We start from the raw sequence: 25,950 nt of genomic DNA, 5'->3' as shown, positions 1-25,950 counted from the left end.
TTTCTTCTTTGGAAACCACGTTTGGACTCCGGCGAAAGCTAACGCCGCAATAAGCGGTGAGTGACAGTTTGCTAAAGTGTGAAGCGAAGCGGAACCGAGCAAACTGTTACGAATCCGGCTTTATTGCCTTGTTAGGGCTGATTTCACGTAATTTATTTAAATAATCTTGGGAAAAACTCATTTGTGGCAATATAACTTCTGTCCCACCACATACACCAGTTGTCCAATTATCTTCGGTGGTGAATATCACATAATGATAACCAAGCATGTAGCTATTGCCTCTGCATGATCCATCATCTAATCGAGAGAAGACTACTGACGTATTTTCTCCTTTTAATGTTTCTGGATTAGCCATAAATACTTTTTGGAACTCACTACCGCTATCATCAATAAGTATCTCTAAACCAACAACCCGACCATAATTTATGTTGGCAGCTTGAGCAAAATACTCGGAAGGCTCAGCTTTTTTACAACTGCATGCGATAGCTTCATTTGTAACGAATAATAATATCAAGGCAAAAAATTTATGCATCGGCTACTCCATGAGCCCTAACGCCCGGCACAGCGGCGCGAGTTTACGAGCGTCCGGCGGCCACAGGCCGCGAACTGCTGCGAATTGTTATGCATTTTTACGCCTCTCAGTATCCACTGCTGACCTCCATAGAACCAAATTTGGAAGCAATGCGCTGAGCGTAATTTCATTTGTGCCCAGCAGCTTGGCAAGGAGATTGCTGAGTGGGTAATCCAGAGATTCAGCAGTCTCGGCCACAATATGCTGTGTCTGTAATGCCAGCCCATTCGTTGCTTCCTGCCCCACCCACTCAGCGGAGTGTTTCCACCAGTTTGCGGCTGCATTAACTACAGCAACAAAGGTAAAATCTTCTGAATAACGAGGACCAATATCGAAAGCAGATCGCTTGCTTACCCCAGTCAAAGTGAGTGTATCAGTCAAATATTGTTGTATAACGGAGAATCCTACACCTATGAAATACTCTCCTCGGTCAGTCAGTCCGTCTGATTCAGGGTCAAGTGATTTAGTAATCAAGCTGCTAACCTCAACCACCTTACCGTCAAGAATATTTAAGAGCTCTGACAGAAGTTGAAGTTCATGGTCTGCGTACTTGCCCTTAACTTTCAGATACATGCGCAGAAGCTCCACTTATGCATAACGCCGCCCACAACGGCGAGCGTAGCGAGTCCGGCAGCCAAAGGCTGCGTATTGCTGGGCCTTGTTAGCACACATCATGGTACTTTATGCGCAAACAGATCTAGGCTGTTTAAACATTTTTTCACTAATTCATCACAATCTGATTGTGCAATATCGCCAGAAATCGAAACGATGTCGCCCTCTTTATTGATAGAGATATTCTCTTCAAAGTAATGAACAATATCTTCAAAAAAACACCTTACGCGCTCTTCTGATTCTTCTGGAGATAGTTCTTCACGCAAAGGGTTTGAGGGCGTTGGGCCGTCATACTTGTAATAAGGCTTGTATTTAAATGTGTTCATGCATTTTCCTTACGTGCTAACGCCCGCCACACACGCGAGCAACTTGTTGCGAGTCGAGCGCCAAAGGCGCGTTGTGCTGGCGATTGTTAGAGCTCACAGCTTGATGACTGCCAACATATCTTCACCATCTTGATCCAAACCCATTTCCTGAAAGCCAAAGCTAGAGTAAAAATCTTTGGCCACTGGGTTTTCAGGGTCATAGCAAATTTCTATTTCTTTTACTTTGTCACTGGCTTTGATTTCATTGAGCGCCAAATTTAGAGCAGCTCTACCAATACCCATTTTTTGGTAACGTTGATCCACCATAAAACGCCAGATAGACACTTTTTCAGGCGTTTCAGATACCCACATGAAAAAACCGACCGGTTTCTCGTTCTGATAGATCGCTCTGCATGTATGCCCTTGGCAGTAATGTGACTCAACCAAAGACCACATATTGCTCGCAACATACTCCTGCTGCTCATCCGTGACATCTAAGTCACATACGGCTTCATAATTTGAACTTGTAACGTCTTCCAGTGTGATACTCATGACTTTCCTTAGCTCTAACGCCCGCCACATACGCGAGCAACTTGTTGCGAGTCGAGCGCCGCAGGCGCGTTGTGCTGGCGATTGTTAGAGCTCACAGCTTGATTATTGCCAACATATCTTCACCATCTTCATCCAAACCCACTTCCTGAAAGCCAAAACTTGAGTAAAAATCTTTGGCCACTGGGTTTTCAGGGTCATAGCAAATTTCTATTTCTTTTACTTTGTCGCAAGCTTTGATTTCATTTAAAGCCAAATTTAAAGCCGCTCTACCAATCCCTGCTTTTTGATAGCGCTGATCAACCATAAAACGCCAGATAGATACTTTCTCAGGCGTTTCAGATACCCACATAAAAAAACCTACAGGGATGTCGTTCTGGTATATTGCTCTGCAGGTATGGCCTTGGCAATAATGTGCTTCAACTAGCGACCACATATTGCTGGCAACATACTCCTGCTGCTCATCTGTGACATCCAAGTCGCAAACCGCTTCATAATTTGAACTAGTAACTTCTTCCAGTGTGATACTCATGACTTTCCTTAGCTCTAACGCCCGGCTCACCGAGCAAATTTTTGATGGCGGCTTTTTTGCGTGTTTTTGCAAAAAAGGTGACAGCGGAAATTTGTCCGGTGCAGCCGTTTGTTAGGCATGGTAACCCCCAATCTTGCCACCTTCAGTAAAACAAAGTTGCTGATCAAACACTATTTTTCTATGCAAGTAGTTTGGGTGATCTTCTGTTATTGGTTTGATGACAAACATTCCTTCATCACACCAATCCTCAGTTGATAGATTTGTTGTCATTAACGGATAACAAACGGTCAAATCTTTTCCATCTTTCTCTAATACTACGTGACCTAAAACCTGAAGATTACCAAATGATTCTTTATGTTCTACAGGATTCCCGTCTTGATCTACAAATTTTTGATTGTAAGATATTGATGTATTTTCGCATGAAACTTTACAGTAGCCTTGTTTGTGAGCCCCATATTCAAATGTAGCCTCATGCAAAAGCAACACTACACACGCTGCTATTCTGTCGGAATATTTTAGTAGCTCATCATCATTTACATCCAGTTTATTAGCCCTTATTACTGCCAAAAGCGCTGAAATCACTTGATCTTGGTCGAAAGCAGGATGGCTCCCTATAAAGCTTAATATGTGTTGAAGTGCATTAAGTGTATCTTCCGATATTTTCGGCTTCTTCATAAAAGCTTTATTATTTTTCTTGTCCTCGGAAAAAATAGTATCAATTCTTGATTTCAAGCGCTGCTTAGTAACGTTGAACTTTTCTTTAAGGTCAGACTCTTTGCACTTGTCAATTTGATACTTCATCAGCTTTTTCACGTAAAGTGGAAAAGGCTTTCCTATATCGAGCGATATCTTTGGCGAGACATATTCTAGAAAATACCTAAAGCTCAAGTAAAAAGCCTCTAGCGATTCAGCGGCGACGCCCTGATTTCTCTCATCATTGCGAGCAACAAAATCAGCCACTTCACGAAATATCCGATTCCCATGCGAGTATGCCCTCAGACGCATGAAGATATTATCGACGTCATTTTCGTCAAAGTCGCCAGATTGTAGCCTCAACACCAGCTTTTGAGCTTTTGCTTTCTCGATAGGTTTCATATTTCCCTTGGTTGCCTAACGCAAAGCACACGGGTGACGACCGCGCAGCGGTAGGCATCCCAGCGACCGAAGGGCGCGAGTGATGCGCCTTGTTATATGCGACATTAAACTTGCTCTAAAGGCACAATGACCGCATAAGTTAAGTCAAAACAAAACCAGATACACAAGCTAACAAATAAGCCAATTGCGCCATATTCACTAGTGGACCAAATTGTTAGAAGCAATAATAAAAAAAATCCAACCATGAATAACAAAGTAGCAAGCAGCCAATGTGCTTTGACTTTGATATTGCACGAGTTGCATTTGGAACCAACGAATCCCATTAGCCCCCACACGCTTACCGTTGCTTGTTTGCATTTGGGACATCTACGCTTCATGCATCACCATTAGCATATAACAGCTTAATAAATTGGAGCAAGCACGCTTTCACGCAGTGCTTGCTCCCTTCTATCTTTAATAATTGGCAACAAACTATCCAATAACCCTACCCAAATCAACAGAATTTTAACGGTTTGCCTGTCGGTGTGTGTAGAAAGCGGGTTTAGACCTCGCGATTAATTTGCTTACAATAAATTTACCAACTACTGTATATATGTACACGTAAATTTGTTTTAAGGGGAGTGTTATGGCGTCGCCGTTTTTGCAGTATATCGCTGAGTTTATGTATGCCCGCCGTTATGCCAAGCGAACGGTGGATGGTTATGTGTACTGGATAAAGATGTATATCCTGTTTAACAAAAAACAGCATCCGGCACAGTTAACCGAGCAGGATGTCGAGCGCTTTTTATCGTATTTAACCAACCAGCGTAATGTTGCACCACGCACCCAGGCGTCGGCGCTTAATGCGCTGAGCTTTTTGTATAAAGCCGTTCTGCAAAAGCCGTTGTCTTTAAACCTAAACTTTAATCGCTCGCAGCTTTCGCCTAAGTTACCGGTAGTGCTCACCCGCAGCGAAGTTTTTGCCCTGCTAAGGGTTATTGAACCGCGCTATAAGCTGCTGGCGCAGCTAATGTACGGTAGTGGGTTGCGGCTGATGGAGGCGGTTAGGTTGCGTGTGCATGATATTGACTACGACTACCTGTCGGTCATGGTGTGGCAGGGTAAGGGCAATAAAAACCGCCGCACGACTTTGGCCGCAGAATTAGTGACCTCACTTAAACAGCAAACGCAGTTTGTGTTGCAATATTTTCAGGCCGATTTGGCAAACCCTGATTATGGCGGGGTCTGGTTGCCTTATGCGTTGGCACGTAAGTACCCCAATGCACCCAAAGAGCTGGGCTGGCATTATTTGTTTCCGTCAATGCAGTTAAGTGTCGATCCGGATTCTAAGCTATTGCGCCGCCACCACCTGGACGAAAGTTGCGTTAGGCGCGAAATAAAAATTGCCGCAAAAAAGGCCGGTATCAGCAAAAATGTTACCTGCCACACGCTGCGCCACAGTTTCGCCACGCATTTACTGGAATCCGGTGCCGATATCCGCACGGTGCAGGAGCAGCTGGGCCATACCGATGTGCGTACCACGCAAATTTATACCCACGTATTAAACCGTGGTGCTGCCGGGGTAAAAAGCCCGTTGTCGCAGCTGCTGTAACGCCTTTGCCTATCGCCACAGCAAAGCCATTGACGGCTTGTGCCGCTAGCATACAATAGCGCCAATTTCAGCCACTTTGCTTAAGGTCGTTTTATGAGTAGTAATGCCCTGGTCAGCGCACCAACCTTGCGGGCGCGGTTAAAGCAGTTTATTGAGCACAACACCGTGCAGCGTGTGTTGCTGGCGCTGATTTTAATTAACGCGGTGATTTTGGGCATGGAAACTATGCCCGGTGTAATGGCTGCCATAGGCGGCTATTTGCTCACGCTGGATAAAGCCATACTGGCGGTGTTTGTGCTGGAAATTGCTATTCGGTTGTTTGTGCACCGGCTGGCGTTTTTTAAAGACGGCTGGAGTGTGTTCGACTTTATCGTAGTGGGCATAGCGCTGGTGCCGGCCAGCGGGCCTTTTGCGGTGCTGCGGGCCCTTCGGGTGCTGCGCGTACTTAGGGTGCTTACTTTTGTGCCGTCAATGCGCAAAATTGTCGGCGCCCTTATTCAGTCGCTTAACGGCATGTTGTCTATTGCCATGGTGCTGGCGCTTATTTATTACGTGGCGGCGGTGATGGTAACCAAGCTGTTTGGGCAGGCGTTTCCAGACTGGTTTGGCAGTTTAGGCGCATCGCTGTATACGCTGTTTCAGGTGATGACGCTGGAAAGCTGGTCTATGGGTATAGCGCGGCCGGTGATGGAGCAATTCCCTTACGCCTGGGCGTTTTTTGTGCCCTTTATTCTTATTGCCACCTTTACCATGCTGAATTTATTTATTGCCGTTATTGTGAATGCAGTGCAAAGCATGCACGATGAAGAGCATAAAGCCGAGCATGCGGCCGACGTTGCAACCCAGCAGCAACTGCTAAGCCAGATGCAGCAGCTGCAGCAAGAGCTGGTGCAGCTGCGTGCCATGCTTAACAAACCTACTGCAGAATAAAATCTTCCAGCGGTTGGCCGGTAAGCCGGCCAATTTGCTTAAACATATAAATAATGGCGCCCATCAGCATGATCATGGTGGGCACCACTATTACCGGGTAGCTAAGCCAGGTCATGCGGCCGAGCTCTTCGGCGTAGGCAGTGGTGCCGGGCGGGCTGACGACGATGGCCTTGGCCAGAATATAGTTAAGCAGCGACGATAAGAAAAACGATGCCGCTACCACATAGCCGGCCTTGCCCATACGGCGGTCAAATTCGGCCAGGTTGTGTTTTGCGCTTAGTGCCAGCTCTAATTTGGGCATATCCAGCAGCTCGGGGTTAATCAGCAGTTTTTTTACCAGCGGGTAGGGTGTGTATTGGCTAACCAGCACGACAATGCCAATCAGTGCCGGCACCAACGCTTCTTTAATGGCTATGTACGACGGCGGCAGTTGCAGCAGGCTAATGCCGCCGGTTAGCAGCACGCTGATAATGCCCAGTACCGAGAAAAAGTTTACCTTGCCGTGCTGTTTTAGCTCCCAAATGCCAAACAGCAGCGGAAACGCCAGCGCCACCACCACGACCCACACCGGGCCTAATGCGTCTTCGCCGCTTAACTTACTTAGAATAAGCGCCGGTATTACCACGTTAATGATCAGATTAGGTAAAAGGCCAGACTTTTTCTTCGCCGGTGCGCTTTGCTGCGGTGTTGTCATGCGTGTGTTTCCAAACCAGTATGGTGACCAAACAAGGCGCCAGTATAGCAAGCTTTGTTGCCATGCAAAGTAACGGCTTCGGTGCTTGTTTAGTTTAACTGGCCAAACAGCTCGGCCAGGGCGGCGCGGTGGCGGCGCGACAGGGTCAGGCTGGCGCCATTTTTTAAGATCACTTCGGCATCGCCCTTATCGCCGGGGCGCAGCTCGACAATATCGCTTTTGCGCACTATGGCCGAGCGGTGAATGCGGGCAAACTGCGCCGGGTCGAGCTTTTTCTCGATCGCTGTCATGGTATCGCGCAGCAGCAGGCTTTTGCTTTGCGAATACAGGTGAATATCAACATAGTTACCGGCGCTGCCGATCCAGCTAATGTCACTGACATCCACTATGCGTAACCGGCCCGGATCGCGAATGGTAAGCCGGTCGGCATAAGCTGTGCTGCTTACCGGCGCGCTTAAGTGGTTAATAATTTTGCCACAGGCTTTAAACAGTGCCTGCTGAAAGCGCTCGGCGCTGTAAGGTTTTAGCAGGTAATCCGCCGCGCTTAACTCAAAGGCGGTGACGGCATGCTCGGCATAGGCACTGCAAAAAATCACTGCCGGCTTGCTGGCCAGCTGTTTAAGCACACTGAGGCCGTCCAGCCCCGGCATTTGAATATCCAGAAAGATAATATCCGGCTGATGCAGCCTGGCCAAACGTAGCGCGTCCTGGCCGTTGCCGGTGTCGGCAATCACCTCAAATTGGGGCTGGCTGCTTAACAAATGCTTGATGCCGGCGCGGGCCAGCGGTTCATCGTCGGCAATTAAACAACGTAATTTCATGGTGCTTCTACTTTAAACAGCGGCTATTTGCCGGTTAGGCCGGGAAAGAATTGCGCGCTTGTTACTACTGATAGCCGCAGTGTAATAAAAATACAGCCATGGATGTATAGCGTTAAACCCGTATTTCCGGCCGTTGGCAGAATGGGTAAAACCCGCATTTTTACTGCCGTGGCGCTAATCCCTCCGTTAGTCACACCGTGCCCCGCTTTAGTGGCTTAGTGCTGGTATCGCTCTGGTAACGCCATTAGTTTCGGCTGGCGAAAAACCATTAGAACGAAAACCGCGCAGGTTAACCTGCCACCAGAGGGAGTAACATGAAAACCACATCTTTATATAACGCAGTGCGCAGCGCTTTGTTGGCCACACCACTGGCACTTACCGGTTTATCAGCGGCGCACGCCGCAGAAACCGAAGAAGCTAAAGTAGAGCGCATTGAAGTAACAGGGTCTCGTATCAAGCAAATTGATATGGAAACCTCATCCCCGGTAACGGTAATTACCGCCGCCGATATTCAGTTATCCGGTGAGGCCACCGTGGCCGATGTACTGAACAACACTTCAGTCAACAGCTTTGGCTCATGGCGTGGTATGTCGGGCTACGGCTCTGGCGCCAGCGCTACCAGCAGCGTACAGATGCGCGGCCTGGAGTCTTACTACACGCTGGTATTGTTAGATGGTCGCCGTATGCCGGGCACCAGCTCCAGCGCCGGCGCCTCTGCCGATACCTCACGTATTCCAATGGCCATTGTCGAGCGCATTGAAATTCTGCGCGAAGGCGCCTCAGCCGTATACGGCTCTGACGCAGTAGCCGGTGTTATTAACATTATCACCAAAAAAGATTTTGACGGCGTGGCGCTAAGCTACGACACCGAGCGGCCAAGTGAAGAAGGTGGTGACAGCAACCGCTTCTCGGTCACCAGCGGCTTTACCTCAAACAAAGGCAACCTGATGCTGACGTTTGAGCACTACAAAACTGACGCGGTAATGGACCGTGATATCTGGGCGATGGACGATGCCACTTATGGTGATTACTCGGGCTTTAGCTCAGTGCCTAACGGTGTGCGGCCAAATGGCAGCTGGTACTTTAACGATGAGATGTGCGGCACGGTAGAAAACACTGTGGTGCTGGGCGACGGTGCCCAGTGTGGTTATAACCACGGCATGGTGACTAAACTGTTTGGTGACGTAGAGCAAAACTCACTGCTAAGTAACTTTAACTACGCGTTGACCGACGATATTCAGTTCCGTGGCCGCGCCAGCGCCTCTTTTGCCAAAACCGACAGCCGTTATGCCGGCACTCCGGTATCGACCAACTACCCGGTAATGGCGGCTGACAACCCGTTTAACCCGGTGGGCGAAGCGTTGAGCCTGCGTATGCGTTCAGCGCAAATTGGCGCCCGTGATACCCGCACTGAGATTAGCAATATCGACTTCTTCGGCGGTCTGGTGGGCTTTGTAGACGTGGCGAACGGTATCGACTGGGAAGTGAACGCCCAGCTGAGCCGGTCAAAAACCAACTCGTTTAACTTTAACCTGGTGAATGATGACATCGTACAAACGCTGATCGACAGCGGCGAGTACGATATTTTCAACACCAGTGGCATGAGCATCAGCGACTGGGATGCGATGATGGCAGGCTTCTACGGCAAAGCCGCGCACACTGGTTTATACAGCGCCGAGTATGAGAGCGAGCAGATTGATGCAGTAGTGTCCACCCTGCTGTTTGAGAACCAGCTGGTCACTATTGCCGGTGTGGTCGGTGCCGAGTTTGAAACGGTCGACTTTACCCAGCAAAGCGATCCGCAATCGGCTTCTGGCCGTGTTTCCGGCGGCTCAGGCGGTGACGACGTCTTTGCCACCCGTGACCGTACTTCGATGTACGCCGAGTTACAATTTGCGCTGCCGGGCAATATCGATATTAACACTGCACTGCGTTATGACGAATATGATCAATCAGGTGATGTTGGTGCTAACTTTGTCAGCGGTAAGTTTGACAACGTCGCACCTCAGGTAGGCGTGGCCTGGCGTCCGCTGGACAGCCTGTTAGTGCGTGCCAGCTGGGGTGAGTCGTTCCGCGCACCCAACATGGGCGAAATGTTCTCTACTCAGGCGCTGAGCTTTGAAAAAGCCTATGATACGCTGTGGTGTGACACCCAGGGTAATGCCGGTGCCGATGCAGTGTACTGTAACCCGAACGGCTCGCAGCAGCACCGCACCTGGTTTGGTGGTAACCCGGATCTTAAGCCGGAAGATGGCGAATCGCTAACGCTGGGCGCGGTATGGAACATCACCGACGACTGGTCTGCCGAAGTGTCGTACTACAAAGTGAAGCTGGATAACAAAATCGGCTCTATCAGCGTGGCGCGTCTGTTAAGCGAAGAACAGGATTTAGGCGCTGGCAATCACCCGGCCATTATCCGCGATGACAGTGGCAAAATTGAAACCATCTACAGTTTTGATCAAAACATCGCCGGCCTGACGACCTCAGGTTATGACTTCAAAACGGCTTATAAGCTGGCGACCAACTACGGTGATTTCACTTTTAAAGGTGAACTGACCTACGTGAAAGACTATGTGTCACAGTCGGCGCCGGATGCAGAAGCCATCGATTACGCTGGTCTGCAGGATTACCCGGACTTACGCGGTAATTTAGGCGTAAGCTGGTCGCAAAATAAATGGGGCGCAGCCTGGACTACTTACTACATTGGCGATCAGGCGTCGGGCAATGACGTTTGGGGTACCAACTACCTGGCCGATATTCCAGGCTATGTGAAGCACAACGTGCAGCTGTCTTATAGCCACGACTATAACGGCAGTATCACACTGGGCCTGAACAACGCCTTTGATAAAAAGTCGCCGACCTGGTACGACGGCTTTGTCGGCTACCGTGATGTGTACACCGGCTTGTACGACGTATTGGGCCGCACGGTGTTCCTGCGTATCGAACAAAAGTTCTAAGCCAGACAGCTCCTACTGCAGCCTGCTGTAGTAGTACAGCTTTAGCAAACCGGCAGTTCCTCCCCGGGCCGCCGGTTTTTTGTTGTCACTGGCTGTTAACGGGGTAAACGTTAGCGCTGTCCGGCATAACACCTTTACCTAAACGGATCTCCAGTACGGCTTCTACGTGCTCGCGGCCGCCTCCGTGAATACCAACGTTATACTGTGGTCTGGTTAGGGTTTGGCTGCGGCAGGTTAACAGTGAGCAGTCCTGCACCGTGGTTTGCTGATAGCCGGCGCCAAGATGGCTGCGGTCGTCTTGCTGGCGTGCAATCAGCGTTTCTTTGTCCACCACAACAAACCAATCATAGCCCTGAGCATCGGTGATCTCCGCCGCCCGGCGCAGCGCGTAGGCTCTGGCCTGGTCGCTGTCACCACCGCGGGCTTTGAATGTTACCCGGTAATAGGTGTCACTGATTTTCTGCTCACTGTAGCCGTAACTGTTACCATTGGCCGCTCGGTAATCGGGCTGGCCACTGCAGGCCACCAGCATGGTTGCGAACAACAGCACAGGGCTAATAGAAAAAATACGCATAGTGGTACCTCCGGTGTGCGTTAGTCAGATTTACCGTGTAAATAAGCCTGTTCGGCTGCTGCATTTAGTGGCGGGCCAGCCATCATGCTGTCCAGTACACTGTCTAGCAGGCTGCCGCCGCTGGCCGTTTGGTACGCTGCCGCATGTGCCGCCCCTGGCAGGCTCAGGCTGGCGTGTTGTTGCCAGGTTCCGTTGCTGCGACAGGCAATGTGCTCACTGCGACCAGAGGCTGACTGCAAACCATACTGCCGGCAAAAGTTGCCTTGCTGGTTGGTAAAACTTAACCGCGGTGTTAATTGTTGCTCGGCCAGCGGGTAGCTGTGGCCGCTGGCGGCACTATTTAGTAACTTAACAACGTCAGTACTTACGCCAGCAAGCACCGGTTGGGCTGGCCCGCTCAGTTGTGACACGCCGTAACCGGCGACTAGCGCGATACACGCCACGGCCGCCGCATGCTGTTGCAGTTGTTGCTGCGCCCGGCGCCACCAGGGAAAAGCAATTACCGTCGCCACGGGGGGCTGTTCGTCTTGCAACAGTTGCAGCACTGCTGCTGGCATCGGCTGCTGGTCAATCTGGGCGTAGTATTGCTGCACCAGACTGTCGACCATGGCTAAATCAGCCAGCCGTTCGGTCAGTTGCTCGTCTTCGGCCAGTTGCTGGCGCAGGCTGTCCATTTGCTCGGGGTTTAGTTGTGCATCCAGAAACGCCGACAGTGCTTCATCAGTAGGTTTCATGCCAGACCTCCGTTTAGCTTAAGGGCAGTTACCATGGCTGCGCGCGCCCGTGCCAGCCGGCTCATAATAGTACCAGCGGGTATCGCCAGCACGCTGGCGGCTTCCTGATAACTGAGCCCCTGCACCGCCACCAGCGATAAAACTTCGCGCTGCTCGTCTGGCAAGGTATTCATTGCGCTGTTAACTTCATCCAGTTGGATCTGATTCAGCATGTCCAGCTCGCCATCACTGAAGTTTTCCTGTTGTAATTCAGCCTGTAGCGTAGCATTGTGCCGCACTTTTTGTGCCCGGTAGTCGTCTATCCACAGGTTGCGGCAAATTTTAAACGCCCACTGGGCTAAGGGCACACCGGCAGCAGGGGGTGAGTTTAACAACCGCAGCACTGTGTTCTGCAGTAAGTCATCGGCGTCGGCCATGCTGCCGGTCAGCGAATATGCGAAGCGGCGCAGGGCGGGCAGTAAAAGCTTAAGTTCGGTTTTCATGGTTAGGTTATACTCCTGTTTACCCTGATAACGGCTCAGCGCTGAAGCTTATTCCAGCCTAAACGGAATTTTTTTTTCTGCCAGCCGTTACTGTTGTATTTATTTAGCGAAATGGCAGGGGACCCTATGCAGTTACACCGAGCTTATGCACTGGCATTATACGGCCTGGCTTTTTCCTGTGCTGGTCAGGTGGCACCACTGGAGCCACTGCCACAGGCAGTGCCCGACCTAACCAGGCAAATCCAGCAGCAGACACAGCGCCTTAAGCAGCCAATACCGCAGGCGTTGTCGCCACAGCAGTTAGCCGACACCTTGCAGCAAAAGGCTAACTTGCCGGACCCTTTATCTGACTTGCCGCTAAAACTGGATGTGCGAACCCAAAGTGGCCAGCTGGCCTGGCGTGAGGTCGAGGTTGAACACGGCTTTCGCGCGGTAGAACGGGAGTGGTTGTTGCTGCTCAGCAGCGCTGAGTGGCAGCAGCTTCGCCAGCGTTGGCCCCAGCTGAGCGGCTTTGTGCAGTCGCAAACCCGGCTGGAGGCACTTAACCAGCTGTTAATTCGCCTTAAAGTGCCTTTGCAGCTGGATTCGTCAGCGCTGCTCCAACAGCAATTTAATGCCGAGTTAGCCGCTATCGCCGGGCGCAATCATCTGTATCAGCCGCAGAGCACGCCTGCGGCATCTGTGCCGTCAGCAGCGCAAAACGTCACCATGTGCGAGCGGCCGGTGGTTGTTGGCATGGTTGATACGCCTATTGCGCTATCGCACCCGGCATTGATGCAGGATGGCACTGGCTTGCAGATCATCCAACAAGACTTTGTCGCTGGGGATATTGCCAAAAGTTACGGCCATGGCACAGCCGTTGCGGGTGTTTTCGCTGCCAGACATGGCGGGCAACCCGCTTTGCTGCCTAAACTCAGGCTGTACAGTGCCAGTGCGTTTTACGCCAGTAATGACTATCAGCCATCGGCCACCCTGGCCCATATTATACAGGCGCTTAACTACCTTGCTGCGCAGCGGGTAGGTGTGATTAATATGAGTCTGACCGGCCCGGCTAATCCGGTATTGGCCGCTGCTATTGACGGCCTGGCCCGCCAGCAGGTGGTTCTGGTGGCGGCGGCAGGCAACGCCGGGCCCGCGGCACCGGCGTTATATCCGGCGGCTTATGCGCAGGTGCTGGCTGTCACCGCAGTGGATAGCCAGGCGGGTTTATATCGCTGGGCCAATCAGGGCGACTATATCGATTTTGCCGCGCTGGGCGTAAAAGTGCCGGCCCTGACGGCCGGTGGTGATTGGGCGGTGCAAAGCGGCACCTCACTAGCGGCCCCGGTGGTGAGTGCGGCGGTGGCATGTTTGCGGGCGCAAACACCAGGGGCCACGTTAGCCGATATTAAGCAGCAGCTAATAAAGCAGGCCCGCGATTTAGGCGGGCCGGGTAAAGATGCGCAATTTGGTTATGGCTTGCTGGCCGCCCCGCTAAAAACTCAGCTGTAATGCCAGTGCGCCGCGGGTTTCGCGATAATCAGCGCTGGCAAGGGTGGAGCTAAAGTTACCGTGCTCAAGCTTGATTAATGTGGCCAGGTTTTTGCTGAGGTTAAGCTGCCAGTGCGCGTCGAACTGACTATGGTTGTCGCGGCGCCGGCTGTTATCGGCGTTATTGTCAGTCGCGGTGCGCGCGGTATAGCGGCGCTGCGACCATTTGGCGCCAAACTGCACTTGCTGCTCAAATTGCCATAGCGACCAGCGGGCAGAAAACCGGACACTCAGTCCGGGCGCCAGATAACTAAAAGCGTTATCGCGGCTGCTTTCATCTTCATAGTGCAGGCCCAGTGTGACAAAGCGCTGCGCCTGTGCAAAAAACCAAAACGTTTGGATGCTGGCACTGGTGTTACTGGCATTGCGCTGGCTAATCTGGTCGAAGATCTTCTCGCTTAGCGTAATAGAGGGGCGGATAAACCTGCTGGCACCGATGCTATGCATGCTATACAGACTAGCTTGCTTAAGCGTGAGAAAAGGTGTCTGAGCGATATCGGCCTTCGCATAGTAAAAGTTGCTACCAAGGCTGTGAGCGCCAATCTGATAACTGGCGTCCAGATGTGCCAGCTGCAGGCGACTGTCAAAGTCATCCGCCTGACGATAGTTTTTATCCTGCAGGCTGTAGCCGGCTTCAACACGCAGTGCTGGCGTGCTTTGCCACTGTATGCGGGCATCGGCCTCAAATAATCTGGCCACATCGGCCTGGCCACTGGCTTGCTCAAGCGCGCTAATATTGACATTAGACTGTTGTTCCAGTCCGGCACGCGCACTGGCACTAAAGCTTATATTGTCATTTGCTGGCATCGGCAGGCTAAAACACAGGCACAAGGCTGCCGCTGCCGCTTTTATGCGGATGAAAGTCGCCATAAGGGAACTCCTGCTGCTCTGGAATGCGCCGGTTTGCACCGGCGCGCTGGGGGTTACAAACCGGTAGACAATTTAAGGGTGTTGCGCACCGTGTTGTTGACCTCTGCAGATACCGCCTGGCTCACGCTTTGGGCCACGGCTGCACTGGCATTTTGTTGTACCAACTGGCTGGTGCTGCTGCTAAGTTGTGCTGTAGCTGCGTCGGTTAACGTCGTGCCATTTTGTACACCTTGCATCAGCAAATTTTGTGTCAGGACGGCACTGCTCTCTGCTGCACCGGCTAGTGTCGCAGTGCTGTCTGTGGCCGGGTTTGCCAGCAGTGTGCTCTCTGCCTCAGCTGTCTGAGGCTGCTCTGGTGTGGCCAGGGTAGCAGTACTTTCAGCTGCGACCTGAGTGTCTGAGTTACCTGCAGCAGCGGCGCCAGACACTGGCCGCGCGCTGACGCTAACATTACTACCGGCGTGCTGGTCGCTGTTTACCTCAGCAACACCGCTGTGTTGATTAACTTGCTGCTGGCTTGAGGTGCTGCTTTGCGCAGTGAAGGATACGTCAGCGGCAACCGATAATGCTGAAAAACAGGCAGCGGCAATCAGGCTTGGGGTGAGTAGTGTTTTCATCTTAGTGTCCTCGTGATGTCGTGATTGACATAGCGATAACGAACTGATCAGCTGCCTTATTCCAATTCAGCAGAAAAATATCTATGGTTATTTGGTCTTACCAATTTCGTTGCCCATTTTGTAATCAATCATGGTTGAGTACCAATGAATTAACCGCTAGGGTGATAAAACATAAGCGAACCGAGGTAAGCAAGATGGACCATTACGCAGCACTGAGAAGCAATGTCGGGTTACTGGGCACCCAGCTGGGCGACACCATTCGCAGCCAGTTAGGCGATGCGCTGCTGGAGCGGGTAGAGCAGATCCGTCAGTTATCCAAAGCTGCGCGTCAGGGCGAAGAGCTGCAGGCCGATAAGCTAAAACAGGTGCTGCAAAGCTTAACGGACGACGAGTTGTTGCCGGTGGCACGCGCCTTTGCCCAGTTCCTTAATTTAGCTAACCTGGCCGAGCAGCATTACAGCATTAGCCGTATTGGCCAGGCCAGCATTGAAAAGCCTGAGCCGTTGGCAGAGCTGTTTAGTTTGCTGGCTGATAAACAACTGGACAGGGTGCAGGTACAGCAGGCGGTGGCTAATTTATCAATAGAGCTGGTGCTTACCGCACACCCGACCGAAGTGTCGCGCCGCACCCTTATTCATAAGCTGACCGAAATTGCGCTCTGTTTAACCGAGCTGGAGCAGGACTTAACGCCGGCGCAGCAACAGCGGGTAGAGCAGCGTTTAAGTGAGCTGATTGCCCAGGCCTGGCACACCAATGAAATCCGCGAGCAGCGGCCAACCCCGGTCGATGAGGCTAAATCCGGCTTTGCGGTGATTGAAAGCTCGCTGTGGCAGGCAATACCGGATTTTCTGCGCGAGCTGGACAGCAAACTACTGGCCGCCACCGGCCAGGGGCTGGCACTGGATGCGGCGCCGGTAAAGTTTTCGTCCTGGATGGGCGGCGACCGCGACGGTAACCCCTTTGTTACCGCTAAAGTTACCCGCCAGGTGCTATTGCTCAGCCGCTGGAAAGCCGCCGATTTATTTGCCAAAGATTTAGATTTACTTAGCAGTGAGCTGTCGATGTATCAGGCCAGCCCGGCGCTCACTGAGGTGGCAGGTGAAGCCAGTGAGCCGTACCGGCTGGTGCTGAATAAATTACGCAGCGGCCTGCTGCACACCCGCGACTGGCTAACCGAAGCATTAAAACACGACCGCTTGCAGCGACCGCAGGATCTGATCTGGCATAATCAGCAGTTACTTGAGCCGCTGTTGCTGTGCTATCAGTCACTGCTCGATTGCGGTATGGCGGTGATTGCCAACGGCAAGCTGCTGGATACGCTGCGCCGCGCTTATGCCTTTGGCCTGACACTGTTAAAGCTGGATATCCGCCAGGATGCCGGCCGTCATGCCCAGGTATTCAGCGAGTTAACCCAATATCTGGGGCTGGGCGATTATGGCGCCTGGGACGAAGGCGCCCGCCAGGCGTTTTTACTGGCCGAGCTGGCCAACCGCCGGCCGCTGTTTCCGAAAGGCTGGCAGCCTTCAAGTGACGTGCAGGAAGTGCTGGATACCTGCGATATTGTCGCCCGCCATGGCAGCGAAGCGCTAAGCACCTATGTCATTTCAATGGCCGGTAAACCGTCTGACGTGCTGGCGGTGCAGCTGCTGCTAAAAGAAGCCGGCATCAGCTTCCCGATGCCGGTGGCGCCGCTGTTTGAAACGCTAAGCGATTTACAAAACGCGCCCGATTGTATGCGCAAGCTGCTCAGCATCGACTGGTACCGTGGCTATATTAACGGCAAACAGGAAGTGATGATTGGCTACTCCGACTCGGCCAAAGACGCCGGTGTGTTCGCTGCCGCCTGGGCGCAATACAGCGCGCAGGAAGCCTTAGTGGCCATTTGCCAGCAGGCCAAAGTGCAACTGACGCTGTTTCATGGCCGCGGCGGCACTATCGGCCGTGGCGGCGGTCCGGCCCATGCGGCGATTTTATCGCAGCCACCGGGGTCGTTAGCCGGCGGCTTGCGCGTCACCGAGCAGGGCGAGATGATCCGCTTTAAATTCGGCTTGCCCAAATTAGCTGAGCGCAGCCTGGCGCTGTATGCCAGTGCCGTGTTAGAGGGCATGCTGTTACCACCGCCGGTACCCAAGCAAAGCTGGCGTACGCTGATGAGCCAACTGGCTGAAGATTCCTGCCAGGCTTACCGCGCCGTAGTGCGGCACAATAAAGACTTTGTGCCGTATTTTCGTGCCGCCACGCCCGAGCAGGAGCTGGGCCAGCTGCCACTCGGTAGCCGGCCGGCCAAGCGTAACCCGACCGGCGGCGTAGAAAGCCTGCGTGCGATACCGTGGATCTTCGCCTGGTCACAAAACCGCTTAATGTTACCGGCCTGGCTCGGGGCCGGCGCGGCACTGGCTAAAGCCGCCGAGCAGGATAACGCGGCGCTGCTGGATGAAATGCAGCAGCAGTGGCCGTTTTTTGCCACCCGCATGTCGATGCTGGAAATGGTGTTTTTAAAAGCCGACAGCGATATTGCCGCTTACTATGACAAGGTGCTGGTGCCGGACGAGCTGAAGCATTTAGGCCAGCAGCTGCGCGAGCAGCTGACCGCTGACCGTGAGCTGCTTTTAAAACTTATTCACAGCGATACACTAATGGCGAAAGAGAGCTGGATCCGCGAGTCGATAATGCTGCGCAACACTTACGTTGACCCGCTGCATATTCTGCAGGCCGAGTTGCTGCACCGGGTACGACACCAGCCGGATCGGGTAAACCCGATGATTAGCCGGGCGCTAATGGTGACCATCGCCGGTATCGCCGCCGGTATGCGAAATTCAGGCTAGCAGCCTTCTGGAAAACCGCCTTTTGGCGGTTTTTTATTGCCTTTAGCAAAGTAATCCTTAGAATTGTAACTTTTTATTAAAAGGAGTTGTAATGCAAAGGGTTGTATTAACGTTATTAGCTATTGCCATAACATTTATAGCTGGTTGCTCAACTGCGGTGCATCGCAGTTCTGTATCAAAACAAGATTTTAAAATGCAGGTCAAGACGGTGGTGCTGACCGATTTGAGCCTGCCGGAGGCTATACAGCACAGGCAAGATGTACGTAGTTATTATTTGGAACAAATCAAAGAGATATTTGCCCGTAATAACATCCAGATAGTTGACCCTGAGGTGTATTACAGCGCTTTTAATGAAATTCGTGACACTAATGGTGGCTACTTTGATGCGCAAACCGGTCAGCGTGACGACGAAAAATTTGCCAAGGTTCAGCTTGAAACGCTGGCCCGTTTGAAGCAAACGCACAATATTGATGCGGTGCTTTACCATGATATTCGGGTGCGGAATGCCAATTTTGGTCAATATCGTGCGGAGTGGGATGGGCAATCAGAAGCGTATGAGAAAAATAACAGCGATGTAGCTAATTTCTTCAGCTCTATGGTGCAGCAAACTTCAGGCCGTCTGCCTGCCATTTCCTATCTGGTATTTATCAACGATGTAAATGCAAAAGAGCTTTATATGGGGGCAGGAGGTATTCAACTGATAAGCAAGTTAAACGATAAAGACAAGTTTGAGCCACTACCTGTAGCTGAGCTGCTGCAAGATAGCAACACTATGGCGTATTCTGTCACAGAAGCGTTAAGGAAGCTGCTTGATGAAAAGTAAAGTTAAGTTAGGAACAGGATGTGTTTTTCTGCTATCAGTAGTACTACTGATTGGCTGCCGCATTACACCAGAGCCTCGCATCACGCAGCGCGACCACAACCCCTGGGTCACCGGCAAGGAGAAAGTTGTAGGTATAGTTAAGCTATCGGCTGACAAAGAGCTGAAATTGCCTGCCGGTTTTCTTCAGCAAGTTGAGACTGATCTGATTAATTATTTGCCGACACAAGGCTACAGTCGTGTGGTAGCTGCTGAACACTATGCCAAGATTGCGCAACAAATCATACCTGAAAACACACAGTTTTATGACGCAGTAACCGGCAGATTTAATCACGAATTGAAGCAACAGTTAGATAACAGCGTTATTGCAGAGTATCGGCACAAGTACCAGGCAGACGTATTGCTGTCCTTGCATTTTGCAAAAGCTATAGCAGAATATTCCGGCGATAAAGCCCGTTGGGACAGCATAGAAGACAAAACCGCTTTACCACCTAATTTTCTACTTGATAGCAGAAAAGGCACCATGCCTGCGATAAGTGTGCACATTGATGTACACAATCTACTGACCGGTGAACGTTACAATAGAGTCCAAGGTGTACAGGCTATCCTGAATTGGAGCGCCGTTTATCATATCCACCCTGATGACATGCCTATACACCTACAAAATTTGCGTATTGGTATCAGGCAGATGACTTATTAAGTGTATCAGGCTATTACAGATGACTAATAAACCGGCATAATAAGCCGGTTTTTATTTTGAGGCAGTCAATGAGCAGATACGTAGTTTTTGCACTGGTATCGGCGGTGGCAATGGCCAGTAGCGGCATTATTGCCCGCTTTAGTGGCTTAGCGGCAGCCGAGCTGACCTTTTACCGCTTATTTGTCGGTGGCCTGTGTTTGCTGCTGTTTGTTACGCTGACCGGTAAGCTTGCTGCACTAAAAGGTAAACCCGACTGGCGCATGGCGGTTAATGGCGTGCTGCTTGCCGGCTTTATGCTCAGCTTTCTGTCAGCTATTGAATACATTAGCCTGGCCAATGCTATTATGCTGGTGTATCTGGCGCCGCCACTGTCGGCCTTTATTGCCCATTGGTTATTACAGGAAAAGCTCGATTTACCCGACAGTAGCCTGATCGTGCTGTCGTTTTTCGGCTTTGCCATGTTACAGCAGTTTAAGTTTGATCTGGTGCTGGATGCTGCGCAGCTGCCGGGCTTGCTGCTGGGTTTGCTATCCTTGTTTGCCTACAGCGGCTTTTTGCTGCTTAACCGCCGTGCTCTGCCGGCGCATTCGCAGCTGCAGCGCACCTTTTATCAACTCTTGATTGGCGCCTGCTGCGTTTTACCGTTTTTAACCGACATCACAGTGCCTAAAGTAGATGAGCTGATCTGGATAGCGCTGGCCGGCCTGTTGCCCGGCTTTATCGCCATTTACTGCGCTATTATTGCGCTGCAGCATTTGCCGACAAGGGTGTATGCCACGCTGGCCTATTCAGAGCCGGTAACGGTAATCCTGGCCGGCTGGTGGTTATTTGCTGAAAGCCTAAGCGCGCTGCAACAGGGCGGTGTGTTGCTGATTATCGCCACCGGCTTGCTGCTGGCGCTGCGGCATAAGCCAGCCAAAGCGGTGGTGGCGGTGGCTGAGGCGATTAAGCTGTAGCACCTGTGCTAACCGCGCGGGATAAAATCCAGCACTGTGGCATTAATGCAGTAACGGCGCTGGCCATTGGGGCCGTCGTCAAACACATGGCCTAAATGAATGCCCGACACCTTGGCGCGGATTTCAGTGCGGCGCATACCATAGCGGTTATCCGGCTTTTCAACTACCGCCCCTGCCACCGGCCGGGTAAACGACAGCCAGCCGGTGCCGGAGTCAAAGCGGTGGCGGGTGTCAAACAGCGGCACCCCGCTTAACTTATCGACAAAGACGCCGTCGGGCGTATTTTTGAAGATTTCATACTGCTGACAAAAGCGCGCATCGGTGCCTTTATCAAAGGCCACCTCGAAGGCTTCACTGGCGCCGAGTTTAAACTTACCCAGTAGCAAATAAAATTCCTCCGGGCTTACATAACCCTGGCGGCCAAATAGTTCTTTGCCATCCTGCAGCAGAATAACGGTTGGTGTGGCCCAGGTGGGTGAGCTGATACTGAGCCCCTGCAACTGGCTGGCATAACGGTAATGCAGCGCAATATCGCCCTGATAGGCATTGCCGGTTTCAGCTTTAAATTTCTCGCAGTAAGGGCAGTAGCTTTCAGAATCGATCACCAGTATATGCTTACCCGTTAACAGGGCGCTGTTATCCACGCTGGCCGTTTGCGGCACTGGCGTATCAGCAAAGCGCACGCCGGTACTGTGATCGGGGCAGTAGCCGTTAGGGTTTTTCGCAATATAGTCCTGATGGTAGTCTTCGGCCGGGAAAAACTCGCGCAGCGGCTTAATCTGGGTGGTAATAGCGCCAAAACCGGCCTTTGTCAGCAGTGGCTGAAATTCGGCTTTTAACCGGGTCGCTGCAGCAGATTGCGCTTCGCTATTGGTCAGAATTATGCTGCGGTACTGGGTGCCAATATCATTGCCCTGGCGGTTTAGCTGGGTGGGGTCGTGCATTTCAAAATAGCGTTTAAGCAGGGTATCCAGGCTGATTTGTGCCGGGTTAAAGCGCACTTTCACCACCTCAGCATGGTTATTGGGGTTAAATTGATGGCGTTTTTGCGTAATGACGCGGTAGCTGGGTTTAACACCGTTACCGTCGGCATAGCCGGATACCGCATCGATTACGCCAGGCATGGCTTCAAAGCGTTTTTCTACGCCCCAGAAACAGCCGGCACCGACGACAATGCTGTCGATATGTTCAGTGGCGGGCATCTTGGCCGCTGCACTGCTGGCAAACAGTACACTAAGCGCACACAGCTGCATAAGCTTGCTAAACATGGTTACCTCTGCCTGTTGTTACTTCACTGATGTTACGTAATAGACAGGCAAAAGGTGCAAAATCTTTCCACGGTTGCAAAGGTGCGTCGACTTACTCTAAGCCAACCGTTGCAGGCCAGGATGCTGACAAATTCGCCCGGAGCGAATTTGAACAGCGAAGCAGGTCCACCGGACAAACTTCACGGATGAAGTTTGTAATCGAGCCCCCAGGGAAGGGTTCACGGCGTGTTGGTGTGAGTAAGACGGCTCACTATGCTCTGTGCGCAAACGCCGTTACCGCTTGCAGTGTGCGCTCGATATCGTCGCGGCTGATATCCAGATGACACACCCAGCGCAGCCGCTTAATGCTGCCATTGGCGCTTTGGTAGTTACTGCCAGTCAGCTTAATGCCACGCTGTGCTAAGTACGGCACTAACTGCTCTGCCAGCTTAAGCTCAACATCAGTAAATAAAATATTGGTCTGCACCGGCAGCGGCGTAAGCTTGCCTTGCAAGGCGGGTAATTGCGCCGCCAGAATAGTCAGGCCATCGGCTAAATAGCGGCAATTGGCATGATCATCAGCCAGGCGGTTAATATTGTGCTCCAGTGCATATAAACCGGCGGCGGCCAGAATACCGGTTTGGCGCATGCCGCCGCCGAGCATCTTACGTATCCGTTTGGCGCGGGCGATAAAGTCGTGTGAGCCAAGCAGCAAAGAGCCGACCGGACAGCCTAAGCCTTTGGATAAACACAAGGATACCGAGTCATAGCCCTGGCATAGCTCGCGTGCCATTTGCTGTGGCGTTAAGCCATGCTCTGGTGCCAATGCCACGGCGGCATTCATTAAGCGCGCACCATCGATATGGCAGGCTAAGCCTTTGTCTTTGGCCAGCGCGGCGACATCACGCATATAACTCAGTGGCAGCACCTTACCGCCCACACTGTTTTCAATCACGATTAAGCGCGTACGGGCAAAATGCGGATCGTCCGGTTTGATGGCGGCAGCGATATCGGCAAGCGCCAGCGTGCCATCGGCTTGCAGTTCCAGCGGCTGTGGCTGAATAGAGCCGAGTACCGCCATGCCGCCGCCTTCCCATTTGTAGGTGTGCCACTGCTGGCCGACAATAGCCTCGTCACCGCGCTGGCAATGGCTCATCATGGCAATCAGGTTGGTTTGGGTACCGCTGGGGGCAAATAATGCCGCGTCAAAACCGAGCATGTCGGCGGCAGTGCGCTGCAGTTCCAGCGTGGTGGGGTCGTCGTTAAACACATCATCGCCCAGCGCTGCGCTGAACATACGCTCTTTCATCGCTAATGAGGGTTGGGTGACGGTGTCGCTGCGAAAATCGGCCATGGTGTACTCCACAAAAATTCTGCAGACAGACTAAGGCGGCATGGCATCTTGTGCAATCAGAATGGCTTAAAGCGCAGCACTATTCGCTGAAATAATTGGCTGCAATAAAAAGGGCAGCTGATGCTGCCCTTTGTCATGTTATTCAGGATTAATAGAAATTAATCTTAAAGTCGACACCAAAGGTGCGCGGTTCGTTCACAAAACCGGTCAGGTTATTGAAGTCGATGGCGCCTTTTAAGTTGTCCTGATCAGTGATATTGCGGCCAAACACGCCTACTTCGTAGTTATTGTCGTAGTTGATATAAGCTACGCGTAAACCGGCTTCGTAGTTGTTGTTTGACTTAAACTCGGCAGATTCATACAGGAACAGGTTAGTTTTACCCTGAATTTGATAATCACCGTAAATATAAATTTCACCACTTTCAATCGGGAAATCATAACGGCCATTCAATGTAAGGATGGTTTCCGGTGCCTGCGGGAACGGGTTGCCGTCAATCAGTGCCAGATTTTGCGCATTTAACGGATCCAGCACGGTACACATGCCTGAGCCACAAGGCGCTACGGTCAGCGTATCGTCCTGCAGTTCGGTGTTGTTGTAGCTAAAACCACCGCCCACACTCAGGTTTGGCAGTACACGATAGTCAAAGTCGAACTCAAAACCATAACCGACACCTTTGTCGGCGTTAATCAGCTGGTTACCCTGGGTTTGGCCACCAATGGCGGATAACTGAATATCATCAATGGTGTAGTAGAACAGGGCGGCGTTTAAGCGCAGGGTGTTATTCAGCAGATCTGATTTTGCACCCACTTCCCAAGACAAAATGGTTTCTGACTCGGCAACAGACGGTGGTGCTTCAAAGGCCACATCACGGCCCTGAATAGACTGAGCGCGGAAGCCATCAGCGACACGGGCAAATAAACTGGTCTTGTCGGTTAAGCGGTAGTTCGCGTTTAGCTCCCAGCTAATTTGATCATCAGACACTTTAATCGGATCGTACTGCTGAATTTGTGCTGCACCAATCACCAGCGCGAAACCGTCAACGTTCTGGTTGCCGACAGAGAAGGTTTTCACGTCGTCGGTATAGCGGATACCGCCGGTGACATCCAGTTTGTCGTTGATTTTATACGAGGTTTGGCCAAACAGCGCCCAGCTGGTGTTACCGTGGAACACTTCGGTGGCGCCAAAGAAACCATCGATACTGTTAACACCAAAGGTGGAGTCGAAGTAGAAACCACCCACCTGCCAGCTTAAGGCGTCGCTGGTGTCGCTGGCTAAACGGATTTCCTGCGTGTATTGCTTTAAATCTTTTAACTGATCTTCCGTCACCGCCTGAAATGGGATAACGCCAGGGCCATCTGGTGTGCCGCCGTCAATGTCACCAATACCGCCACCGTCAGCGCGCTCCAGCGCAGAAATGCTGGTCAGCGTCATGCCATCAAAGCGGAAATCAAACTTTAACGATGCACCCCAGGCATCATAGCTTTGGCTATTGGCGGTAGGGTTGTCGTACGCCACGGTATCGCGGTCGTAGTTATCGTTCAGCTTGTCGCTGCCAGGTGAAAGAATATTCGCGCGGAACAGCGACGAGGTACCATCGTAATTACGCGAATGCACATTTAACAACGCATCAAAATCGGCTGCTTCGTATAAAAACTGTACCCGGCCGGCACGTTCATTGTAGCCACCCATGGCATCGTTTTCGCCGGTGAAACTGTTATTCACCCAGTCGCTGCGGTGCTGCGATAACAACGATACCCGGGCAGATAACTCGTCGGTTAAGCCACCACCCACTGCACCTTCCAGATTAAACTGGCCCAAAGTGCCGGCGGTGGTTTTTACATAGGCATCAAATTCCTGCCGTGGTTTTACGCTGTCAAATTTAATAATACCGGCGGTGGTGTTGCGGCCAAACAGCGTGCCTTGCGGGCCACGGATCACCTCAACCTGCTGTACGTCAAACAGCGGGAAACTTTTTAAAATCACGTTCTCCATCACCACCTCATCCATAATAATGGATACCGGTTGCGAGGCGGCTAAGTCAAAGTCAGTGTTGCCCAAACCACGAATATAAAAGCGCGGTGCGGCGCGGCCATTTGACGTTTCGGCATACAGGCCCGGTACTTTAATGGCCAGGGCAGTGATGTCGTCTCCTGAAGAGAAAATGGCATCGAATTTCTCGCCGGATAAAGTGGCGATAGAAATTGGCACTTCCTGAATGCTCTGCGCCCGCTTCTGGGCGGTAACGGTAATGGTTTCCAGTTCCTGTTCTTTCGCTTCGGTGCCTTTGTCACTTTCCTGTGCCACCAGCACAGGAGAAAGGCTAACGGCTGCGCCAAACAGGGCAGCCTGTAAAGCTACTGACAACGCTGACTTGGTAAATGGTTTCATTAAGGTGAACCTTTTATTGATAAGTTTTGTGAAGTTGTGTGTGTTTAGTAGCAGCCAAATTGCTGGAGTGACCACAGCGGCCGCTAAGGCTAAACGTAGGCTAATATAGCAGTTTGTCGCACAAAATGCTCAATTTGACGACGTTTGGCGGGTACATTCTAAGCACTCTGATCAAAATCGTTGTAGGCTCGTATA

24 protein-coding genes are annotated in these 25,950 nt (G+C 51.6%); 8 read left to right on the top strand and 16 right to left on the bottom strand.

What is annotated here, in order from left to right; all coding sequences use genetic code 11:
- Positions 1-106: 106 nt before the first annotated feature.
- From RNAN_RS14165 to RNAN_RS14140, 6 genes are all read right to left on the bottom strand, one after another.
- Positions 107-532, bottom strand: coding sequence for a hypothetical protein (locus tag RNAN_RS14165; protein ID WP_040552210.1), 426 nt, complete (start codon positions 530-532; stop codon positions 107-109).
- Positions 533-619: 87 nt separating this feature from the next.
- Positions 620-1,144: a hypothetical protein gene (locus RNAN_RS14160; protein WP_040552209.1), complete on the bottom strand. Its 525-nt coding sequence runs from the start codon at positions 1,142-1,144 to the stop codon at positions 620-622.
- A gap of 98 nt (positions 1,145-1,242) precedes the next feature.
- The gene (locus RNAN_RS14155; protein WP_008222992.1) at positions 1,243-1,509 is read right to left on the bottom strand and encodes a hypothetical protein; all 267 of its coding nucleotides are present in this window, start codon (positions 1,507-1,509) and stop codon (positions 1,243-1,245) included.
- A gap of 93 nt (positions 1,510-1,602) precedes the next feature.
- The gene (locus RNAN_RS14150; protein ID WP_040552207.1) at positions 1,603-2,040 is read right to left on the bottom strand and encodes a GNAT family N-acetyltransferase; all 438 of its coding nucleotides are present in this window, start codon (positions 2,038-2,040) and stop codon (positions 1,603-1,605) included.
- 91 nt (positions 2,041-2,131) lie between these two features.
- Entirely contained in the window at positions 2,132-2,569 is a 438-nt protein-coding gene (locus tag RNAN_RS14145) for a GNAT family N-acetyltransferase (RefSeq protein WP_008222990.1), read from the bottom strand.
- Between the two features lie 111 nt (positions 2,570-2,680).
- Complete coding sequence (locus tag RNAN_RS14140; RefSeq protein WP_008222989.1) at positions 2,681-3,664, bottom strand: hypothetical protein; 984 nt, start codon at positions 3,662-3,664, stop codon at positions 2,681-2,683.
- Between the two features lie 625 nt (positions 3,665-4,289).
- Here RNAN_RS14140 and RNAN_RS14135 point away from each other — a divergent pair.
- Entirely contained in the window at positions 4,290-5,255 is a 966-nt protein-coding gene (locus tag RNAN_RS14135) for an integron integrase (RefSeq protein WP_008222988.1), read from the top strand.
- Between the two features lie 93 nt (positions 5,256-5,348).
- Positions 5,349-6,185, top strand: coding sequence for an ion transporter (locus RNAN_RS14130; RefSeq protein ID WP_008222986.1), 837 nt, complete (start codon positions 5,349-5,351; stop codon positions 6,183-6,185).
- Here the strand turns inward: RNAN_RS14130 and RNAN_RS14125 are convergent.
- Together RNAN_RS14125 and RNAN_RS14120 are read right to left on the bottom strand one after the other, a co-directional pair.
- On the bottom strand, positions 6,172-6,879 hold the full coding sequence (locus RNAN_RS14125; RefSeq protein WP_008222984.1) for a VC0807 family protein: 708 nt from the start codon (positions 6,877-6,879) through the stop codon (positions 6,172-6,174). The two genes, RNAN_RS14130 and RNAN_RS14125, sit on opposite strands and share 14 nt — an antisense overlap.
- 89 nt (positions 6,880-6,968) lie before the next feature.
- On the bottom strand, positions 6,969-7,700 hold the full coding sequence (locus RNAN_RS14120) for a LytR/AlgR family response regulator transcription factor (protein ID WP_008222978.1): 732 nt from the start codon (positions 7,698-7,700) through the stop codon (positions 6,969-6,971).
- A 314-nt stretch (positions 7,701-8,014) separates the two neighbouring features.
- Between RNAN_RS14120 and RNAN_RS14115 the strand changes: the two genes are divergently transcribed.
- On the top strand, positions 8,015-10,657 hold the full coding sequence (locus RNAN_RS14115) for a TonB-dependent receptor (RefSeq protein ID WP_008222973.1): 2,643 nt from the start codon (positions 8,015-8,017) through the stop codon (positions 10,655-10,657).
- Positions 10,658-10,742: 85 nt separating this feature from the next.
- Here RNAN_RS14115 and RNAN_RS14110 read toward each other — a convergent pair whose 3' ends face one another.
- Genes RNAN_RS14110 through RNAN_RS14100 form a run of 3 tightly spaced genes read right to left on the bottom strand, consistent with a single transcriptional unit; the run spans position 10,743 to position 12,447 of the window.
- Entirely contained in the window at positions 10,743-11,231 is a 489-nt protein-coding gene (locus tag RNAN_RS14110; RefSeq protein WP_008222968.1) for a CC0125/CC1285 family lipoprotein, read from the bottom strand.
- Positions 11,232-11,251: 20 nt separating this feature from the next.
- The gene (locus tag RNAN_RS14105) at positions 11,252-11,965 is read right to left on the bottom strand and encodes an anti-sigma factor family protein (RefSeq protein ID WP_008222966.1); all 714 of its coding nucleotides are present in this window, start codon (positions 11,963-11,965) and stop codon (positions 11,252-11,254) included.
- Positions 11,962-12,447, bottom strand: coding sequence for an RNA polymerase sigma factor (locus RNAN_RS14100; protein ID WP_008222964.1), 486 nt, complete (start codon positions 12,445-12,447; stop codon positions 11,962-11,964). Before RNAN_RS14100 ends, RNAN_RS14105 begins: the two co-directional genes overlap by 4 nt.
- Positions 12,448-12,573: 126 nt before the next feature.
- On the opposite strand from RNAN_RS14100, the gene RNAN_RS14095 reads away from it, so the two are divergent.
- A complete protein-coding gene (locus RNAN_RS14095) occupies positions 12,574-13,938 on the top strand; it encodes a S8 family serine peptidase (protein WP_008222963.1) in 1,365 nt (454 codons plus the stop codon).
- Here the strand turns inward: RNAN_RS14095 and RNAN_RS14090 are convergent.
- Together RNAN_RS14090 and RNAN_RS14085 are read right to left on the bottom strand one after the other, a co-directional pair.
- Entirely contained in the window at positions 13,921-14,847 is a 927-nt protein-coding gene (locus tag RNAN_RS14090; protein ID WP_008222961.1) for a surface lipoprotein assembly modifier, read from the bottom strand. The genes RNAN_RS14095 and RNAN_RS14090 overlap by 18 nt on opposite strands.
- Positions 14,848-14,900: 53 nt before the next feature.
- The gene (locus RNAN_RS14085; RefSeq protein ID WP_008222957.1) at positions 14,901-15,464 is read right to left on the bottom strand and encodes a hypothetical protein; all 564 of its coding nucleotides are present in this window, start codon (positions 15,462-15,464) and stop codon (positions 14,901-14,903) included.
- A 194-nt stretch (positions 15,465-15,658) separates the two neighbouring features.
- On the opposite strand from RNAN_RS14085, the gene ppc reads away from it, so the two are divergent.
- The 4 genes from ppc (at position 15,659) to RNAN_RS14065 (ending at position 20,765) form a co-directional block, all read left to right on the top strand.
- Positions 15,659-18,289, top strand: a complete 2,631-nt coding sequence (gene ppc, locus RNAN_RS14080; RefSeq protein ID WP_008222955.1) for a phosphoenolpyruvate carboxylase — start codon at positions 15,659-15,661, stop codon at positions 18,287-18,289.
- Between the two features lie 91 nt (positions 18,290-18,380).
- A complete protein-coding gene (locus RNAN_RS14075) occupies positions 18,381-19,112 on the top strand; it encodes a hypothetical protein (RefSeq protein ID WP_008222953.1) in 732 nt (243 codons plus the stop codon).
- A complete protein-coding gene (locus RNAN_RS14070) occupies positions 19,102-19,809 on the top strand; it encodes a hypothetical protein (RefSeq protein WP_008222951.1) in 708 nt (235 codons plus the stop codon). The genes RNAN_RS14075 and RNAN_RS14070 overlap by 11 nt, the downstream gene beginning before the upstream one ends.
- A gap of 68 nt (positions 19,810-19,877) precedes the next feature.
- On the top strand, positions 19,878-20,765 hold the full coding sequence (locus RNAN_RS14065; protein ID WP_040552206.1) for a DMT family transporter: 888 nt from the start codon (positions 19,878-19,880) through the stop codon (positions 20,763-20,765).
- A gap of 8 nt (positions 20,766-20,773) precedes the next feature.
- Here RNAN_RS14065 and msrA read toward each other — a convergent pair whose 3' ends face one another.
- The 3 genes from msrA to RNAN_RS14050 all read right to left on the bottom strand — a co-directional run bounded on the left by msrA (position 20,774) and on the right by RNAN_RS14050 (position 25,755).
- A complete protein-coding gene (gene msrA / locus RNAN_RS14060) occupies positions 20,774-22,033 on the bottom strand; it encodes a peptide-methionine (S)-S-oxide reductase MsrA (RefSeq protein WP_008222946.1) in 1,260 nt (419 codons plus the stop codon).
- 250 nt (positions 22,034-22,283) lie between these two features.
- On the bottom strand, positions 22,284-23,366 hold the full coding sequence (gene ltaE, locus RNAN_RS14055; RefSeq protein WP_008222944.1) for a low-specificity L-threonine aldolase: 1,083 nt from the start codon (positions 23,364-23,366) through the stop codon (positions 22,284-22,286).
- Positions 23,367-23,514: 148 nt separating this feature from the next.
- On the bottom strand, positions 23,515-25,755 hold the full coding sequence (locus tag RNAN_RS14050) for a TonB-dependent receptor (RefSeq protein ID WP_008222938.1): 2,241 nt from the start codon (positions 25,753-25,755) through the stop codon (positions 23,515-23,517).
- Positions 25,756-25,950 lie beyond the last annotated feature (195 nt).

Origin of the sequence: Rheinheimera nanhaiensis E407-8, from assembly GCF_000296695.1 — a bacterium.
GTDB classification, from domain to species: domain Bacteria; phylum Pseudomonadota; class Gammaproteobacteria; order Enterobacterales; family Alteromonadaceae; genus Alishewanella; species Alishewanella nanhaiensis.
This window is presented reverse-complemented; position numbering and strand designations above follow the sequence as displayed.

Bases quoted from the DNA above. Each gene is read 5' to 3' on its own strand.
- RNAN_RS14165 (WP_040552210.1), bottom strand. From the start codon at position 532: ATGCATAAATTTTTTGCCTTGATATTATTATTCGTTACAAATGAAGCT.
- RNAN_RS14160 (WP_040552209.1), bottom strand. From the start codon at position 1,144: ATGTATCTGAAAGTTAAGGGCAAGTACGCAGACCATGAACTTCAACTT.
- RNAN_RS14155 (WP_008222992.1), bottom strand. From the start codon at position 1,509: ATGAACACATTTAAATACAAGCCTTATTACAAGTATGACGGCCCAACG.
- RNAN_RS14150 (WP_040552207.1), bottom strand. From the start codon at position 2,040: ATGAGTATCACACTGGAAGACGTTACAAGTTCAAATTATGAAGCCGTA.
- RNAN_RS14145 (WP_008222990.1), bottom strand. From the start codon at position 2,569: ATGAGTATCACACTGGAAGAAGTTACTAGTTCAAATTATGAAGCGGTT.
- RNAN_RS14140 (WP_008222989.1), bottom strand. From the start codon at position 3,664: ATGAAACCTATCGAGAAAGCAAAAGCTCAAAAGCTGGTGTTGAGGCTA.
- RNAN_RS14135 (WP_008222988.1), top strand. From the start codon at position 4,290: ATGGCGTCGCCGTTTTTGCAGTATATCGCTGAGTTTATGTATGCCCGC.
- RNAN_RS14130 (WP_008222986.1), top strand. From the start codon at position 5,349: ATGAGTAGTAATGCCCTGGTCAGCGCACCAACCTTGCGGGCGCGGTTA.
- RNAN_RS14125 (WP_008222984.1), bottom strand. From the start codon at position 6,879: ATGACAACACCGCAGCAAAGCGCACCGGCGAAGAAAAAGTCTGGCCTT.
- RNAN_RS14120 (WP_008222978.1), bottom strand. From the start codon at position 7,700: ATGAAATTACGTTGTTTAATTGCCGACGATGAACCGCTGGCCCGCGCC.
- RNAN_RS14115 (WP_008222973.1), top strand. From the start codon at position 8,015: ATGAAAACCACATCTTTATATAACGCAGTGCGCAGCGCTTTGTTGGCC.
- RNAN_RS14110 (WP_008222968.1), bottom strand. From the start codon at position 11,231: ATGCGTATTTTTTCTATTAGCCCTGTGCTGTTGTTCGCAACCATGCTG.
- RNAN_RS14105 (WP_008222966.1), bottom strand. From the start codon at position 11,965: ATGAAACCTACTGATGAAGCACTGTCGGCGTTTCTGGATGCACAACTA.
- RNAN_RS14100 (WP_008222964.1), bottom strand. From the start codon at position 12,447: ATGAAAACCGAACTTAAGCTTTTACTGCCCGCCCTGCGCCGCTTCGCA.
- RNAN_RS14095 (WP_008222963.1), top strand. From the start codon at position 12,574: ATGCAGTTACACCGAGCTTATGCACTGGCATTATACGGCCTGGCTTTT.
- RNAN_RS14090 (WP_008222961.1), bottom strand. From the start codon at position 14,847: ATGGCGACTTTCATCCGCATAAAAGCGGCAGCGGCAGCCTTGTGCCTG.
- RNAN_RS14085 (WP_008222957.1), bottom strand. From the start codon at position 15,464: ATGAAAACACTACTCACCCCAAGCCTGATTGCCGCTGCCTGTTTTTCA.
- ppc (WP_008222955.1), top strand. From the start codon at position 15,659: ATGGACCATTACGCAGCACTGAGAAGCAATGTCGGGTTACTGGGCACC.
- RNAN_RS14075 (WP_008222953.1), top strand. From the start codon at position 18,381: ATGCAAAGGGTTGTATTAACGTTATTAGCTATTGCCATAACATTTATA.
- RNAN_RS14070 (WP_008222951.1), top strand. From the start codon at position 19,102: ATGAAAAGTAAAGTTAAGTTAGGAACAGGATGTGTTTTTCTGCTATCA.
- RNAN_RS14065 (WP_040552206.1), top strand. From the start codon at position 19,878: ATGAGCAGATACGTAGTTTTTGCACTGGTATCGGCGGTGGCAATGGCC.
- msrA (WP_008222946.1), bottom strand. From the start codon at position 22,033: ATGTTTAGCAAGCTTATGCAGCTGTGTGCGCTTAGTGTACTGTTTGCC.
- ltaE (WP_008222944.1), bottom strand. From the start codon at position 23,366: ATGGCCGATTTTCGCAGCGACACCGTCACCCAACCCTCATTAGCGATG.
- RNAN_RS14050 (WP_008222938.1), bottom strand. From the start codon at position 25,755: ATGAAACCATTTACCAAGTCAGCGTTGTCAGTAGCTTTACAGGCTGCC.